Source organism: Bradyrhizobium sp. 159 (genome assembly GCF_023073795.1).
Classification (GTDB): domain Bacteria; phylum Pseudomonadota; class Alphaproteobacteria; order Rhizobiales; family Xanthobacteraceae; genus Bradyrhizobium.
The window spans coordinates 43,523-59,884 of the sequence record NZ_JADPKE010000003.1; the positions used below are offsets into that span (position 1 = coordinate 43,523).

13 protein-coding genes, 1 tRNA gene and 2 pseudogenes are annotated in these 16,362 nt (G+C 64.0%); 8 read left to right on the forward strand and 8 right to left on the reverse strand.

The window, feature by feature from the left end:
* Positions 1 to 17 precede the first annotated feature (17 nt).
* Positions 18 to 446, forward strand: a pseudogene (locus IVA96_RS00400) (tyrosine-type recombinase/integrase); the annotation flags it as partial.
* Positions 447 to 508: 62 nt separating this feature from the next.
* Here IVA96_RS00400 and IVA96_RS00405 read toward each other — a convergent pair.
* The 5 genes from IVA96_RS00405 to IVA96_RS00425 all read right to left on the reverse strand — a co-directional run bounded on the left by IVA96_RS00405 (position 509) and on the right by IVA96_RS00425 (position 5,092).
* Positions 509 to 584: transfer RNA gene (locus IVA96_RS00405), tRNA-Lys, on the reverse strand.
* Between the two features lie 167 nt (positions 585 to 751).
* Positions 752 to 1,348, reverse strand: coding sequence for a Spy/CpxP family protein refolding chaperone (locus tag IVA96_RS00410; RefSeq protein ID WP_247278590.1), 597 nt, complete (start codon positions 1,346 to 1,348; stop codon positions 752 to 754).
* Between the two features lie 192 nt (positions 1,349 to 1,540).
* On the reverse strand, positions 1,541 to 2,542 hold the full coding sequence (locus IVA96_RS00415; protein WP_247278589.1) for a TRAP transporter substrate-binding protein: 1,002 nt from the start codon (positions 2,540 to 2,542) through the stop codon (positions 1,541 to 1,543).
* Positions 2,543 to 2,853: 311 nt separating this feature from the next.
* Positions 2,854 to 4,416 (reverse strand): 2-isopropylmalate synthase, encoded by a 1,563-nt coding sequence (locus IVA96_RS00420; protein WP_247278588.1) that lies wholly within the window; start codon positions 4,414 to 4,416, stop codon positions 2,854 to 2,856.
* A 409-nt stretch (positions 4,417 to 4,825) separates the two neighbouring features.
* Positions 4,826 to 5,092: a hypothetical protein gene (locus IVA96_RS00425; protein WP_247278611.1), complete on the reverse strand. Its 267-nt coding sequence runs from the start codon at positions 5,090 to 5,092 to the stop codon at positions 4,826 to 4,828.
* 178 nt (positions 5,093 to 5,270) lie between these two features.
* On the opposite strand from IVA96_RS00425, the gene IVA96_RS00430 reads away from it, so the two are divergent.
* The 7 genes from IVA96_RS00430 (at position 5,271) to IVA96_RS00460 (ending at position 14,195) form a co-directional block, all read left to right on the forward strand.
* Positions 5,271 to 6,521: an SMP-30/gluconolactonase/LRE family protein gene (locus tag IVA96_RS00430; RefSeq protein WP_247278587.1), complete on the forward strand. Its 1,251-nt coding sequence runs from the start codon at positions 5,271 to 5,273 to the stop codon at positions 6,519 to 6,521.
* Between the two features lie 88 nt (positions 6,522 to 6,609).
* Positions 6,610 to 7,710 carry an FAD-dependent oxidoreductase gene (locus tag IVA96_RS00435; RefSeq protein ID WP_247278586.1) on the forward strand — a complete coding sequence of 367 codons (1,101 nt, stop codon included), beginning with the start codon at positions 6,610 to 6,612 and terminating at the stop codon, positions 7,708 to 7,710.
* Between the two features lie 432 nt (positions 7,711 to 8,142).
* Positions 8,143 to 9,018 (forward strand): branched-chain amino acid ABC transporter permease, encoded by an 876-nt coding sequence (locus IVA96_RS00440; protein WP_247278585.1) that lies wholly within the window; start codon positions 8,143 to 8,145, stop codon positions 9,016 to 9,018.
* A 1-nt stretch (position 9,019) separates the two neighbouring features.
* Positions 9,020 to 9,946 (forward strand): branched-chain amino acid ABC transporter permease, encoded by a 927-nt coding sequence (locus IVA96_RS00445; protein WP_247278584.1) that lies wholly within the window; start codon positions 9,020 to 9,022, stop codon positions 9,944 to 9,946.
* Positions 9,946 to 11,427 (forward strand): ATP-binding cassette domain-containing protein, encoded by a 1,482-nt coding sequence (locus IVA96_RS00450; protein ID WP_247278583.1) that lies wholly within the window; start codon positions 9,946 to 9,948, stop codon positions 11,425 to 11,427. The genes IVA96_RS00445 and IVA96_RS00450 overlap by 1 nt, the downstream gene beginning before the upstream one ends.
* Before the next feature lie 40 nt (positions 11,428 to 11,467).
* Positions 11,468 to 12,703 carry an ABC transporter substrate-binding protein gene (locus IVA96_RS00455; RefSeq protein ID WP_247278582.1) on the forward strand — a complete coding sequence of 412 codons (1,236 nt, stop codon included), beginning with the start codon at positions 11,468 to 11,470 and terminating at the stop codon, positions 12,701 to 12,703.
* Between the two features lie 181 nt (positions 12,704 to 12,884).
* Positions 12,885 to 14,195: an ABC transporter substrate-binding protein gene (locus IVA96_RS00460; RefSeq protein WP_247278581.1), complete on the forward strand. Its 1,311-nt coding sequence runs from the start codon at positions 12,885 to 12,887 to the stop codon at positions 14,193 to 14,195.
* Between the two features lie 279 nt (positions 14,196 to 14,474).
* Here IVA96_RS00460 and IVA96_RS00465 read toward each other — a convergent pair whose 3' ends face one another.
* The 3 genes and pseudogenes from IVA96_RS00465 to IVA96_RS00475 form a co-directional block, all read right to left on the reverse strand.
* Positions 14,475 to 15,644, reverse strand: coding sequence for a Gfo/Idh/MocA family oxidoreductase (locus IVA96_RS00465; protein ID WP_247278580.1), 1,170 nt, complete (start codon positions 15,642 to 15,644; stop codon positions 14,475 to 14,477).
* A 48-nt stretch (positions 15,645 to 15,692) separates the two neighbouring features.
* The gene (locus tag IVA96_RS00470) at positions 15,693 to 16,007 is read right to left on the reverse strand and encodes a septal ring lytic transglycosylase RlpA family protein (protein WP_247278610.1); all 315 of its coding nucleotides are present in this window, start codon (positions 16,005 to 16,007) and stop codon (positions 15,693 to 15,695) included.
* Positions 16,008 to 16,099: 92 nt separating this feature from the next.
* Positions 16,100 to 16,264 (reverse strand): annotated as a pseudogene (locus IVA96_RS00475) (methyltransferase); the annotation flags it as partial.
* Positions 16,265 to 16,362 lie beyond the last annotated feature (98 nt).

The following is a 16,362-nucleotide window of genomic DNA, read 5'->3' on the forward strand; positions in this document are numbered from 1 at the left end:
TCTGAGGTCAACGGCAGGGCGACCTGTTGCGCCTGCCCTGGTCAGCGTACGAGAGCCCCTACATTCGGCTGCGTCAATCGAAAGGGGGCCGGCGCGTCGCCATGCCGGCCGGCACCCCGCTGCGAGCCCTGCTTGATGCTACCGACCGTCGGGGGCCGCTCATCCTGACGAACACGCTGGGCCGGCCCTGGACGTCCGACGGATTTCGCACCTCGTGGTCAAAGGCCTGCGAGCGCGCCGGCATTAGTGGTCTCACCTTTCATGACCTGCGCGGCACGGCCGTGGTTCGGTTGGCGATTGCTGGCGCCAGCGTGCCGCAGATCGCTGCAGTCACGGGCCACTCGTTGAAGGACGTCGAAGCCATTCTCGACGCGCATTACTTGGGTCGCGATATTCAGCTCGCCGAAGCTGCGGTGCTGAAGCTCGAAGCGAGAACAAAACTGTAAAATGACCTGTAAAATGAAGCCACCTTACCGCGTCACGTCTGCTGCTAAGTGCTTGTTTTATATGGTGGGCGCACCAGGGCTCGAACCTGGGACCCGCTGATTAAGAGTCAGCTGCTCTACCAACTGAGCTATGCGCCCGAAAGGCGGTAAGGCCTTGCGAGGCCGGTCGTTTAGCAAAGCGATCCGGGTATGGCAAGCGATCGGCCGCAAGTTTTCCAAGGCTTCGTCCACAAGTCCAAAATAGCGAAAAGCCGCTGGATTCCAGCGGCTTCGCCAGGGTTAATCGCGGGACAATCCGGCCCTGCTCAGAGCCGCCCCTCGCGGTCCCCGTCCGGACCGCCGTCGCGGTCGAAACGGTCACGGTGGAAGTGCCCCATGCCACGCTCCATCATGCGGTCCATGCGGTGTTCCATGAAGTGACGGGGCAGGCCGTCTTCGCCGCCGCCGAATGGGCCGCGGTGGCGGGTCAGCACCGCGAGGCGGCGCTTCTGGCCCTCGTCCAGCGTCTTGTAGAGCGGATCGGCGGCATCGGCGATCTTCTTCAGGGCCGCGGAGCTGGCGCCCATGTCCTCGGCGCGCTGGCGCAGGCGGGCGATCGGATCCTCCGGCCTGTCGGTATCGCCGGGGCCGGCATTCATCCGCGCATTGGCGCGGTCGATGCGCAGCTTGGCGAAATCGCGCACCGCGGCCTCGACCGGCGGCCACAGCTTCTCCTGATCGGCATTGAGCTTCAGGCCGGCGTGGACGGCGGCGATCCGTGCGTCGATGAAGGCGGCGCGGTCCTCGGGGTTCATGCGCATGTGATGGAAGCGCTCCATCCACGGGCGATGATATTGAGCATAGACCGCGCCCGAGCCGGCGACGCTGAGCACGGCGATGGCAGCGATGGTGAATTTCCTCATACGGACCTCCTCTGGAAGGATGCCCTGAGGATGAGGGCGGCGCCGCCGACGCGCAACTTACAACTTGGACAGGAAGCGGTGTTCTTAGGACTACGTAACGGCTGATTTACCGCCAGCCACGATCGGAAATCGTTTGCAACAAAAAGGCTTCCGTGCAGCTGGCACGGAAGCCCCGTTCATCGTGCATCGAGATCAGTTCGTCGTGCTCTTGGCTTCCTTCTGGAACTCGTCGATCAGCGCCTGGCCGACGCGGCCTGCGGCGTCCTTGTAGACCGGCTCCATCGCCTTGCGCATCGCCTCGTCCTGCTCGGGCGTGAGCTTGATGATCTCGCTCTTGCCGCTCTTCTTGATCTCGGCGAGCGCGTCGTCGTTCTCCTTCTGCGACTGCGCGTTGCTGAAGGCGGTCGCTTCCTTCATTGCCTTGGAAAGCTGGTCGCGGATGTCGGCCGGCAAATCGTCCCAGAACTTCTTGTTCACGATCACGACGTAACCGATGTAACCGTGATTGGTCTCAGTGATGTACTTCTGGACCTCGTGCATCTTCTGGGTATAGATGTTCGACCAGGTGTTCTCCTGGCCGTCGACGACGCCGGTCTGGAGTGCCTGGTAGACTTCCGAGAACGCCATCACCTGCGGCAGCGAGCCGAGCGCCTTGAACTGGGCCTGGAGCACGCGCGAGGACTGGATGCGGAATTTCACGCCCTGATAGTCGGCAGGCGAGACCAGCTTCTTGTTGGCGCTCATCTGCTTGAAGCCATTATCCCAATAGGCAAGTCCGGTGATGCCCTTGGCGTCCAGGAGCTTGAGCAACTTCGCGCCGAGCGGGCCCTCCGTCACCTTCCGCAGCGTCTTCAGATCGGGAAGGATGTAAGGCAGATCGAATACCTCGAATTCACGGATGCCGAGCGGGCCGAATTTCGAGTTGGACGGCGCCAGCATCTGCACGCTGCCGAGCTGGAGCGCCTCGAGCTCTTCCTTGTCCTTGTAGAGCGTCGAGTTCGGATAGACTTCGACCTTGACCTTGCCGCCGGTGTACTTCTCGGCGAGCTCCTTGAATTTCTCCGCCCCTTTGCCCTTCGGCGTGTCGGTGGCGACGACGTGGCTGAATTTGATGATGATCGGGTCGGCGCTGGCGGGGCCGACAAGGCCTAAGGCCAATGCCGCGACGGAGGCCGCGATCGCGAAGGTGCGCATAATCTCTCCCTGATGTTATTTGGGCCGCCCGGCGCGCGGGCGACCGTCCTCATGCCGGCTGCATCAATACAGGGCGGCGCGCCATGCGGCTATTGGCCGTTAGCAGGGCAGGTATTCGTGGTGAATGCCACGAGCACCGCTGCGCGCCCTTTTCCCACTTGCGGGAGACAGTTGGCAGAGGGTGCTTCCACGTAGAGGCTCCCCAGAGGAAGAGAACCCTCACCGGACGCTACGCGCCGACCTCTCCCGCAAGCGCGAGCGGGAGAGGTGAAGCCCACGCGCATCGCTCGCCAATGACAAGGCTTCGCTTGTCAGCTCGCCGCTGCCGTCGTCACCGTGTCACGCTGGCGCTTCATGACGATCTTGTTCAGCGCGCCGAGATAGGCCTTTGCGGAGGCGACCAGCGTATCCGGATCCGCAGCGCGCGCCGTCATCGAGCGGCCGTCCTGCGACAGCCGCACCGAGACTTCAGCTTGCGCGTCGGTGCCTTCGGTCACCGCGTGAACCTGGTACAGTTCGAGCTTGGCCTCGTGCGGCACCAGGCGCTTGATGCAGTTGAACACTGCGTCGACCGGACCGTTGCCCTCGGCTTCCTCGATCTTGATCTGGCCGTCGACGTCGAGCTTCATGGTGGCGCGCTGCGGACCGTGGGTGCCGGCGATCACGGTCAGCGAGGTCAGCTTGATGCGGTCGTGCGAGGCTGCCATCTCCTCGTCAACCAACGCCTCGATGTCCTCGTCGTAGATGTCCTTCTTGCGGTCGGCCAGCGCCTTCATCCGCGTGAAAGCATCTTCCAGCTGATTGGGGCCGAGCTTGTAGCCCATCTCCTCCAGCTTGTGCACGAAGGCGTGGCGGCCGGAATGCTTGCCGAGCACCAGGGAGGACTGCTTGAGGCCGACCATCTCCGGCCGCATGATCTCGTAGGTGGACGCGTCCTTCAGCACGCCGTCCTGATGGATGCCGCTCTCATGCGCGAACGCATTCCGGCCGACGATAGCCTTGTTGTACTGCACCGGGAACGAGGTCGCCGCCGACACCACCTTCGAGGCGCGGGTGAGCTGCGTCGTGTCGATCTTGTTCCAGTACGGGAATTTGTCGTTGCGCACGTTGATCGCCATCACAATCTCTTCCAGCGCGGCGTTGCCGGCGCGCTCGCCGATACCGTTGATGGTGCACTCGACCTGACGCGCGCCGCCGACGATGCCGGCCAGCGAGTTGGCGACCGCCATGCCGAGGTCGTTGTGGCAGTGCACGGAGAACACAGCCTTATCTGAATTCGGCACACGCTCGATCAGCGTCTTCATGAAGTGGGTGTATTCCTCCGGCACCGTGTAGCCGACGGTATCGGGGATGTTCACCGTGGTGGCGCCGGCCTTGATCACGGCCTCGACGATGCGGCACAGAAAGTCCATCTCGCTGCGGGTGCCGTCCTCGGCCGACCATTCGACGTCGTCGATCTGGTTGCGGGCGCGCGCGACCATCGCGACCGAGGTCTCGATTACTTGCTCCGGGGTCTTGTTCAGCTTCACCCGCATGTGCAGCGGCGAGGTCGCGATCACGGTGTGGACGCGGCCGCGCTTGGCAAATTTCACCGCCTCGGCGCAGCGGTCGATGTCGGCCGGGTGGGCGCGTGACAGGCCGGCGATGACCGAATTCTTGGAGCGGCGGGCGATCTCGCTGACGGCCTGGAAGTCGCCTTCGGAGGTGATCGGAAAGCCGGCCTCGATGACGTCCACGCCCATATCGTCCAGCAGTTCGGCGACTTCGAGCTTCTCCTCGAAGGTCATGGTGGCGCCGGGACATTGCTCGCCGTCGCGCAGCGTGGTGTCGAAAATGATGACGCGGTCCTTGTCGGACTTGTTCACGGTGGCCATTCTAGATTTCCTTTTGAGCTTTTGCGCCGTTCAGTGGTCTGGGCGCTTGAGGTGTCCGGTGATCTCGTACAACCCCTGAGCGCCCAGGCGCGTGGCGCCCAGCCGGCCCTCAGGGGCAGCTAAGAAGAAGCCCGCCAAGAAGGAGGGTGGGCAGCAGCGCGGCCGGGATCGTGGCGGCGGCCACGGCCACCTCCCCCGAAATCCCATCGATTTGGCCGCGAATCAGCATTGCCAGACCCTTTGAGCCCTCAATACTCGGTCAAAACCGTTGATGGTTGATTGCCGGGAGGGGCTCGATCCGCCCGTTTCTAAACGAGAAACGCCTGCAACTGCAACGCCTAAAAGATAGTCAGTGGAACTGACCTAAATAGGAGAGATTGCAGCCCGCGACGAGCGCAAGGCGCGCCGACTATCCCGTGCCGGTGCGGCGGGCGCGGGCCCTGTTCTCCCAGCGGTTCAGCATCTGACCGAGTTCGCCGGTCGCGACCACAGCGGTGCCGGCATTCGTGATCTCGTTGGTGTTCGCCGGCGCGTTGGCAGGAAGCCAGTCCGGCTCGGTATACTCACGCCAGCGGCGCGCCTCCGCCCGCCTTTTGCGGGAGACGTAGTCCCGCGTGAAGTAGCCGGCCGCAAATGCGATCGCGAGCAGGATGACCAGGACGACAACTTGCACAATGAACTCCGGCTTTATCCCCGTTAGCGCCTGCAATCCAAACGCATTTGAAGGTGACGAAATTGCGACCCGCCATCGCGCAGCGGTTTCGATTCCACCCCTCGCAACCGGCAGCGGACCGCACTAACCTCCGCCCGCTCGGCCGGATCAACCGGTCAGCGAACATGATCGGGAGGACGCGATGACACGCCAAGAGGCTCGTGACGAAGGGCAGCGTGACCAGGATGCTGCGCTTTCACGACGAACACTCGTCCAAGGAGTTGTACAAGGGCTTGCGCTCGGCGCCGCCGCCACAATGGCCGGAGCCGGCTGCGCCCTGGCCCAGACCGGCCCCGCCGCACCGCCGACGACGATCACCACCCCGCCGCGCGATTTCGGTCCCCAGGGCGCGCCGACCACATATTTCTGGGACCCCGACATCATCGCCGTCGATCCCTCCTTCAACGATCTCGCGCAGCCCAACACCGCGATCAAGCGTCTCTATACTGGCGTGCTGTGGGCCGAAGGCCCGGCCTGGAGCGCGCAGGGACGGTATCTCTTGTGGAGCGACATTCCCAATAACCGGCAGATGCGCTGGAGCGAGGATGACGGCCGCGTCAGCGTGTTCCGCACGCCCTCAAACAATTCCAACGGCAACTCGTTCGACTTTCAGGGCCGCCAGCTCTCCTGCGAGCACCTGACGCGCCGGGTGACGCGTTACGAGCATGACGGCACCGCCACGGTGCTCGCGGACTCCTATCAGGGCAAGAAGCTGAATTCGCCGAACGACATCGTCGCACACCCCGACGGCAGCTATTGGTTCACCGATCCGCCCTATGGCGGCCAGCTCTACGAAGGCGAGCCCGACGTCGCGGGCGGCCCGAGCAATGCCGGCGGCAAGCTCAATCCGCGGATCGGACAGCCCGCCGGCTTCGTGCCGGGCAAGCGCGAGCTCCCGACCAACTGCTATCGCATCGACCCGTCGGGCCGCATCGATCTCGTCGTCACCGAAGACCAGGTGCCAGATCCGAACGGCCTGTGCTTCTCACCAGACTACAAGAAGCTCTACATCGCCTCGACCGGCAAGGGACCGGGCGACACCGGACCGGGCGGCAAGGGCGAGATCTTCGTGTTCGACGTCGGCAGCGACAACAAGCTCTCCAACCCTAGAAAGTTCAGCGATTGCGTGATCGACGGCGTGAAGTGCGGGCCGGATGGCCTGCGCTGCGATGTCAACGGCAATGTCTGGGCCTCCAGCAATGCCGGGCGCGCCGTCGGCTATAGCGGCGTGACGGTGTGGTCGCCGGAGGGCAAGCTGCTCGGCCGCATCCGCCTGCCGGAGGTGTGCGGCAACGTCTGCTTCGGCGGCCCAAAGCGCAACCGGCTGTTCATGGCGGCGAGCCAGTCGCTCTACGCGGTCTACACGGCAACGCAGGGCGCAGGACCAGGCTGAGCGACACAAGCTCAATGCGACGCTGCGCCGGCGTTCCTCGCCGGCGCCAATTCTTTTGATAATCCTTCGGCGCGCGAGGAAAAAAACCATGCGTGTTGTGATCTGCGGCGGTGGCGTGATCGGCGCCTGCACCGCCTGGTTTCTTCGTCGCCGCGGCATCGACGTCATTGTGGTGGAACGGACAGAGATCGCGGCCGCAGCGTCCGGCAAGGCCGGCGGCTTCCTCGCACGCGACTGGTGCACCGGCACGCCGCTCGACGCACTGGCGCGGCGCAGCTTCGCACTTCATGCGCAACTGCCCGGGGAGATCGCGGGCGATTGGGGCTACCGCCCCATGACCGCCTATAGCGGCCTCGTTGTCCCCGATGGTGACGCCCGGCGAAATCTGCCCTCGGCACTTGGCTGGCTCGCCAACGGCGTCGCCATCGCGCAAACCATCGGCACGACCGCGACGACCGCGATCGTTCACCCTCGCAAATTCACCTCGTTCCTCATGGATGCGGCGCTCACGCAGGGCGTGCAACTTCGTCGCGGCCGGATCAGCGGCATCGTGCGCGATGCGGATGGCATCACAGCGAGCGGCGTCCAGGTCGAGGGCAGCGTCATCGAGGCGGACGCCGTCGTCATCGCGATGGGGCCGTGGTCGCTGCTCGCGGCGCAATGGATGAACCTGCCCGCCATCTATGGCCAGCGCAGCCCGAGCATCGTGTACGACACCGGCGGGGATGTGCCAGCCGATGCGCTGTTTCTTGAGCATGAGGACAATGGCGTCGCCGTGTCCATCGAGGTTTTCCCCCGTGCCGACGGCAGCACGCATATCACGGCGCTTTCCGACATCGCGCCGTTGCCGCTCGATCCCGCCGCCGTGACGCCCGACCAGGACGCGATCGCGCGCCTGCAGGCGATGAGCGAGCGGCTCTCGCCGCTGTTCCGGCCCGAGAAGATCATCGCGCGGCAGGCCTGCTTCCGCCCGGTGACGCAGGATGGTCTGCCGCTGATTGGCAAGGTGCCGCAGAGCGAGGGTCTCTACGTTGCGACTGGACATAATGTCTGGGGCATCCTCAATGCACCCGCGACCGGCGAGGCGTTGGCGCAGCTGATCGCCGAGGGCACGACGCAGATCGACCTTTCGCCATTCGATCCCGCCCGCCTCGGCCCGCTCGATCCGTCGCTGCTGCACGCACGTTGAACGGATGGGGCATGCTGGCGGCGTACATGCATGGGCCTCGACCGAATCTGCATGCCTGACGTGCCCGAGTCGCGCTGCACTCTATTTACGCAGCAATGGACTTTAACCCGCCTCCCACAATCCTGAATGCAGTTTCACTTGCCGAGAATGCCCTCGCCGGTATAGTCGCGCCCCAATAGCTCACAAGAGGCTGTTCAAGGGAGAAAAACAACATGAAGAATAGACTCTCTGTTGCGTTGCGAGTTCGCTCGACGCCGCCGTGATCGGCGCGCCGGACGACGCCGTCAGGAGTGACGTCAGTCTCCCGAGCTCCATCAAGTCCACCGCGAATTGATCGGAACGGCATCCGGGCCTTGGCCGGAGAGCCTTCCGCATGCGGTGCACGCAGCACCTTTTTCTCAAGTGGCAGCCAGGTTGCCCGGCCAATCATCAATGCGAGCATTCCAGATTTTGATCGATGGCTTTGCCATCAGCGCTCTCTACGCTCTCGGTGCCACCGGCTTCACGCTGATATTCGGCGTCTCCGGCGTGCTCAACCTCTCCCACGGCGCTATCATGGTGGCGGCAGCGGTGGCGGCCTGGGCCGCCGCCAGCATTCTCAGCGTCGGCACCTATGCCGGCGCGCTGATCGGCGTCGGCGTCGCCCTCATCACGGCATTTGCCACCTATTTCGCGGTGGTGAAGCCGATCCAGGATTCGCGCCGCATTCCGAACGAGGAGAAGGAGATCTTCGTCCTCACGGGAACGCTGCTGTGGGGCATCATGATCCAGGAGCTGATCGCCTATTTCTTCACCAACAACGCCAAGACCGTGCTGCCGATCGTCGAGGGCGTGGTCGAGATCCTCGGCGTCCGCACGCCGCGCAACGAGATTTTCACGGCGATCGTCTGCTGCCTGGTCATCGCTCTGTTGTGGCTCCTGGTGAACCGCACCCGCACCGGCAAGGCCGTGCTGGCCGCCTCGATGAACCCGCGCGGCGTCACGCTGCTCGGCCTCGAGCTCACCAACATCTACATCGTGGTGTGGGCGATCTACGGTATCCTCGCCGGCATCGCCGGCGTGCTGCTGGGCATGTTTCTGGGCGTCAGCTCCTACAGCGTCGGTCCGCTGACCGCGAGCGCGTTCTCCATCGTCGTGCTCGGCGGCCTCGGCAGCGTCTCCGGCTCGCTGATCGCGGCCTTCGTGGTCGGCTATCTCGAGACCCTGACCGCCTATCTGATCTCGCCGGCCTATCGCACCATCCCGGCGCTGCTGCTGCTCGTGTTTGTGATGTACATCCGGCCACAGGGCCTTCTGGGGAGGCGCTGAGATGGCCACCTTCTTCACCTCTCGCCTCTTCTTCGTCTCGCTCGCGCTCGTCGTCATCGCGGCAACGCTGCCGCTCTACGTCTCTGGCTATGTGCTGGGCCTGCTCACCGTCGCATTCTATTTCGGTGTGTTCGCGATGGCCTGGGACCTCTTGTTCGGCTTTGCCGGCGAGGTCAATTTCGGGCCGACCTTCCTGATCGGCGTCGGCGCCTACACCGCCGGCATCCTCAATGCCCAGTTTGGGTGGTCGGTTTATCTCTGCATCGTGCTCGGCGCATTCGCCTCCGTCATCGCCGGTCTCGTGCTGGCGTTGCCGGCCCTGCGCGTGCGCGGGCCCTATTTCGGCCTGACCACGTTGGTCGCGGTGTTGATGCTGCAGAATTTCGTGGTGGTGTTCGCCGACCTCACCGGCGGCGAGATCGGGCTGACCATTCCCGACGTCATCTCTATCAACGCCGGCGTGAATTACTGGATCGCGCTCGGCTTCATGACGATCTCGGCCGCAATCCTCTACGGCCTGTCGCAATCGCCGATCGGCCTCGTGCTCCAGGCCAGCGGCCAGGACCCGGTGCAGGCCGGCGCGCTCGGCTTCAACATCGTCAAGCACAAGCTCGCCGCCTTCATCGTCAGCGCGTTCTTCTCGGGGCTGTCAGGCGCGCTGCTGGTATTCTACTTCGGCACCGCCTCGGTCGGCACCGTCGTCGACGTCGCGGTCGGCGTCAACGTGATCGTCTCCGCCGTGCTCGGCGGCCGGCGCACCGTGCTGGGCGCTGCGCTGGGCGCGATCTTCCTGATCGTCGCCGGCGAGTTCTTGCGGCCGACCGGTGAGCTCGCGACCTTCATCGTCTCGGCGGTGGCGCTCCTCGTCGTGCTGTTCTTCCCTGGCGGCTTCCTCGGAGCGGCCCTCTCGCGCGAGGCGCGCTCGTGATGGATATGAGGCTTCCAAACAGGGCCGTGCTCGAAGTCCGCGGCCTGACTAAGCGCTTCGGCGGATTGACCGCAGTCAAGAGCCTCGGCTTCGAGGTCAATGGCGGCGAGATTTTTGGCCTGATCGGGCCGAACGGCTCGGGCAAGTCGACCGCGATGAAGACCGTGATGGGCATCGAGCGCCCGACGTCCGGCGAAGTGATCTTCGAGGGCGAGAACGTCGCCGGCCTGCCCGCGCACAAGATCGCGCGCAAGGGATTTGGCATGGTGTTCCAGCACTCGCGGCCGCTGAACCGGCAAACCGTGCTGGAGAACATCCTGGTCGCGCTGCTGCCGGACAGCCTGTTCATGCTGTTCCCCGACAAGGCGCTGATCGAGCGCGCCAAATGGATCGCCGAGCGCGTTGGGCTCGGAAATGTGATGAACCGCCGCCCGCCGACCCTGCCGTTTGCCGATCTGCGCCGGCTCGAACTCGCCAAGGCCATCGCACGTGACCCAAAGGTCGTGCTGGTCGACGAGCCCTTCGCCGGGCTGACGCGCGCCGAGGTCGAGATGTTCTCCGACCTGATCCGCAGCTTTCGCGACGAAGGCCGTGCGGTGATGCTGGTCGACCACAACGTCAAGAGCGTCGCAGCCCTCGTCGATCGCGTGCTCGCGATGTATCTCGGCGAGGAGATCGTCACCGGCAAGGCCGACGAGGTCATGAGGAACGAGACCGTGCGCCGGGTCTATCTCGGCGGCGCGATCGAGACCCATGCGCGGCCCGAGACCAGCTTCAAGGATAAGGTGCCGCTGCTCCAGGTCGAGAATGTCAGCGTGTTCTACGGCAAGGCGCAGGCGCTGGAGAACGTCTCGATCCATGTCCACGAGGGCGAGTTCGTCTCGATCGTCGGCCTCAACGGCGCCGGCAAGACCACATTGTTCAACACCATCTCCGGCTTTCTGCCCTACAGCGGCGAGATCGTGCGCGGCGGCGAGAAACTCCGCGGCACCAGTCCGGCGAAGATCGCACGCAGCGGTCTCGTGCAATGCCCGGAATCACGCGAACTGTTCGGCGAGATGAGCGTGCGCGAAAATCTCGATCTCGGCGGCCAGCATCTTTCCGACGAGAAGCGCGCCGCACAGCTCGCCTGGCTGTTCGAGCTGTTCCCGATCCTGAAGGAACGCCAGAGTCAGATGGCACAGACGCTCTCCGGCGGCGAGCAGCAGATGCTCGCGATCGGCCGCGCCCTGATGATGCAGCCACAGATCCTGATCCTGGACGAGCCGACGCTGGGCCTTGCCCCCGTCATCCTCGAGCAACTCTCCAAGGCGCTGACCAAGCTGCGGCAAACCACATCGATCACGGTGTTGCTCGGCGAGCAGAACGTGACCTTCGCGCTGCCACATGCCGACCGCGTCTATGTGCTGGAGCATGCAAGGATCGTGTGGGAAGGCGATCCCGGCCGCTTCGCGAGCGAGGCCGGGGCCGATTTTCTTTAAGTCTGTCAACATCAACAAAAACATAGAAAGGGAAACGACCATGCGACCATTAGTTCTCGGCAGCAGCCTTCTCGCCTCCGCATTGGCCTTGTGCCTTGCCGCTCCGGCCTACGCGCAGTCGACCGATCCGATCAAGATCGGCGTCATCGCCGAAGTGCAGTCGATCGCGGGCGCGGCAACGCCAGGCGGCGCGCAGATTGCCGCCGACGAGATCAACGCCAAGGGCGGCGTGCTCGGCCGCAAGATCGAGATCGTGACCTACGACAACAAGAGCTCGTCGGCGGATTCCGTTCGCGCTTTCCAGCGCGCCGTCAGCGAGGACAAGGTCTCCGCCGTCATCGCGAGCTATATCAGCGAGGTCGTGCTGGCGCTCGAGCCCTGGGCGGCGCGGCTGAAGATGCCGCTGATCACGCCAGGCGCGGCCTCGAACGAGATCACCAAGGCGATCCACAACGATTACGAGAAGAACAAGTACACCTTCCACGGCTATCTGACCTCGGCCGCGCAGGCCCAGCTCGTCTGCGACGCAGCCAAGGACCTGCTCGTCGACAAGCTCAAGTTCAAGACCGTAGCGATCATGAGCGAGGACGCCGCCTGGACCAAGCCGCTCGACGTCGGCTACGAGGCCTGCCTGCCGAAGGCTGGCCTGAAGGTCGTCGAGCACGTCCGCTTCTCGCCTGACACCACCGACTTCACGCCGATCTTCAACAACATCGAGAGCAAGAAGCCCGACGTGATCGTCACCGGCATCTCCCATGTCGGCGTGCAGCCGACGGTGCAGTGGAAGAACCAGCAGGTGCCGATCCCGATGTTCGGCATCAGCGCGCAGGCGCTGAGCCCGACCTTCTGGAAGGACACCAATGGCGCGGCCGACGGCATACCGTCGCTGGCGGTTGCGACACCCGACGTCGCCGTCACCCCCAAGACGAAGCCGTTCGCGGCTGCCTTCAAGGCCAAGTTCGGCGCACCGCCGGCCTATACAGGCTACACCGCCTATGACGAGGTCTACTTCATCACGGAAGCCATCAAGCGCGCCGGCTCGACCGATCCCGACAAGATGGTCGCCGAGCTCGAGAAGACCGACTACGAGGGCACGATCGGCCGCATCCAGTTCTACGGCAAGAACGACGAGTTCACCCACGGTATCAAGTCAGGCCCCGGCACTGTCACCGGCCTCGTCTTCCAGTGGCAGGACTCCAAGCAGGTCGTGGTCTGGCCCGAGAAGATCGCGGAAGGCAAGATGAAGTTTCCGAGCTTCGTGAAGCTGTCGCAGTAATTGATCCGCGCCCATGCAAGCCCATCGCTCCTGCGCGGAGCGGTGGGCTTTTCCTTTATCTTTCGCAGGTGCGTTGTGTCGCGGCCGACGCCTATCGACCTTGGACGATGTTGACTTTCGCCATCCTGCTCCCAATACTTCGAAAAAAACCAAACATAAGACGGTTTTGAGGGAGGATAGGATGCCGACTTCACGCAGGCAGCTGCTGAAGACATCGGCGGCTGCCGCCGCCGCACTCAGCCTCGATTGGACACGGGCCCAGGCGCAAGCCGAGAATTTGCGCATCGGCTTGATTTACGACCTCACCGGCCCCTTTGCCGCCGGCGGCTCGGTCGCCTCCTCGGTCGGCGCGCAGATCGCCATCGACCTCGTCAACGAGAAGGGCGGCATCGGCGGCAAGACCAGGATCGTGCCGGTCGCCGCCGACTCCCAGAGCAAGGCGGACGTCGCGATCAACGAGGCCGAGCGGCTGATCAGCCAGGAAAAGATCGACATCATCAACGGCGTCTATTCCAGCGCGCACGCGGTGCCGATGGCGGCGAAGGTGGAGCAGCAGAAGAAGATCCTCTGGATCACGACCGCGGTCTCGACCGCCGTGTTCAAGGACAAGAACCTGCAATACGTGTTTCGCGCCCAGATCCATTCCGACCAGTACGGCCAGGCCTTTGCAAGCTTCATCACCGAGCATGCGAAAGCCAAGCTCGGCATCGATCCGAAGGAGGTCAAGGTCGCGTTAATCCACGAGGACGGCCCCTATGGCGTCGGCGTTGCCTCCGCCGACGAGGCCTATGCCAAGGAGGCCGGCATTCAGGTCGTGCTGCGCGAAGGGTATTCGGCCTCCGCGCCCGATCTTTCGGTGCTGGTGACAAAAATCAAGCGCGCCAAGGCCGACGTGATCTCGCATGCCGGCTACAACCCCGACATCACCCTGTTCCTGCGCCAGGCCCGCGAGAGTGGTTTGCGCTTCAAGATGCTGTTCGGCGCCGGCGCCGGCTACAGCCAGCTCGACAAGCTGCGCGCGACTTTCGGTGCCGACATCGACAATTTCTGCAACATCGATCCAGTGCCGGCGCAGTTGCTCGATCCCGCCAAGCTCGCGCCGGGCATGGGCGACCTGATCAAGACCATGGTTTCGCGCTACCAGGCCAAGACCGGCGCGACCGACGTGCCGCCGCACTGCTCGATGGGTTTCAACCAGACCTGGGTGCTGCTCAACAACGTGCTGCCGGTCGCCAAAGAGAAATACGGCAGCTTCGACCCGGAGGCCATCCGCAAGGCAGCGCTCGACGTCGACATCCCCGCTGGCGGCACCATCCAGGGCTATGGCGTTAAATTCTTCCGGCCGGGCACGCCGCTGTCCGGCCAGAACGAGCGCTCGACCCCGGTCGTGATGCAGAACGCCGGCGAGCACATCTCGGTGGTGTGGCCGACGAACATCCGCACGCGGGAGCCGGTCTTCCCGCTACCGAAGGGCTCGACCTACGGGGCGTGAGGCGGTTGCGCTCGCGTGGCAACCTCCCCTGGACGGTAAGGCTATCGCATATGAATTCTTGGAGTGGCCCGAGCAAACGCCTCGTCGTTCGAGACGACCGCTCCGCGGTCTCCTCAGGATCAGGCTAATTGGCATAGGGCCCGTTGAAACTGCTGCCGCATACTCCGCCCTCATCCTGAGGAGCCCGCCAAAGCGGGCGTCTCGAAGGATGCGCCGCATGGAAGCCGCTTCCCATATGCGATTGCCCTCCCTCGAGAGGAGGGTAAGAGAGCTATGCCCTTACAACACCACCCTTCTCCCCTCCTCCGCCGACCAATAGCCCGCGTAATTCACCTTGATCGTCTCGTACGCCAGCGCGAGGTCCGACAGCGGCTGCCGTCCGGTCGCGGCGCATTCCATGAAGTCCTGGATCTCCTGCAAATAGCCGCGCGTCCATTCCTCCTCGAGGCAGACATATTGCCAGCCGGTTTTCCGGTCGACCTTTTCGGTGATGTAGACGCTGGCGAGCTTCTCCTCGCTGGTTTGGTAGCTCATCAGATGCGTGTTCGGGGTGATGTTGGCGAACAGTGAGCCGCCGCTCGTGTGGGTCTCGATCAGGTTGCGCACACCGCCCATGATCATGTCGCCGGAGAACACCGTCGCCTTGGTGCCGTCGGAGAAGGTCGCCGTCAGCGTGCCCCAATCCTCGACATCGACCGGATTGGCCTTGATATAGGTGCGTTCTTCGGGCCTGAGGCCAGCGGTGACGTTGCCGACATCGCAAGTGACGCTGGCGACGCGGATGGTCTCGCCGCGCGCTTTCGCCTCGACCTGCTTGAGGTAGAGCACGGCCGAGAGCGGGTGACAGCCCATGCGGATCAGCGAGCCGCCACCCGTCATCGCCCATTGCGCGGCATGTGCAGCGTGTGAGCCGGAATGGCTCTCCTCGCCCTTCATGAACAGGATCTTGTCGCCGGTAGCCCTGATTATCTCGGCGGCCTTGGTCACCGCGGGCGCGTAGATCCAGTCCTCGGCATACATGAACAATTTGCCGCTACGCTCGATCGCGGCCCCCGTCGCGTCCATCTCCTCGAGCACGCGCTCGTACATCAGCGCCTTCGGCACGCGCTTGCCGATCGGCTGTTGGTCGCCCTCGCGGCCGAAATAGCCGGCGAACGGCTTTTCACAAATGACGTGCTTGCCCGCCTGCATGGCGGCGATGATCATCTCGGCATGGAGATTGGGCGGGGTGCAGATGTCGACGACATCGAGCTCACGGTCCGCAATCACCTCCGCGAAGCTGCGGTAAACCCGCGGGATATGGTGGCGGGTCGCAAACTCGACCACGTGATCGCCGCGCGCGGCCACCGCCGCGACCTCGACGTCCACGCCATAGACGCGCTGGAACGCATACATGTGCAGCTCCGACACGAAGCCGCAGCCGACGAGTCCGACTCTGATCCTGGCCATGGCGCCCCTCACCCTTGCTTTGGGAGGCACTATAGCCCGCTGGCCGGCCTAATCCACCGAGACCCGCACCACGCCGGCGCTCATCATGCCGAGCGCCCGGGCGGCCGGCACCGAGAGATCGACGATGCGGCCGCGGATGAACGGGCCACGATCGTTGACGCGGCACTGGATCGTTCGTCCGCTATAGGACACTCTCAGCACGGCGCCGAAAGGACGCGTCCGGTGCGCGCATGTCAGCTCGCCACCTCTGCCGGCCTTTGCGTATCCATAGTACGAAGCAAGCCCGCTTTCGGCGTGGGCAGCAGAAAAGGCAAAAAGCAAAAAGCTGGCCAGAGATACCAATAGCGTCGTCTGCGCTTGCACGGCACCCTCCCGCTTGCCCTGCCCGGCGCTGCAAACGTGGCTTTGTTCCCCAAAGTTCCGGAAACACTGCCGGGCAACGCCCGGCAGCACCATCACACTTTGTTACTATTGTGGAACACCAGCGTGCGCACCTCGATGCTCTCGCGCGGCGCGGCATCTGGCGGCGTGGTCGGATCGACGAAGGCAGTGTGCGGCCCGAACCGCGTGCGGCCGTCGATTGCGGAATCATAGCACTTGAGCAGCAGCGCCTCGTCTGAGAGCCTGACTCAAAAAGCGCGTGGACGCTATCAAGGTCTGGCTAGACGGCGAATTAGGAGCCTTAGATGGGCGGCGAGCAGCCAAGCGAGCTCGGTAG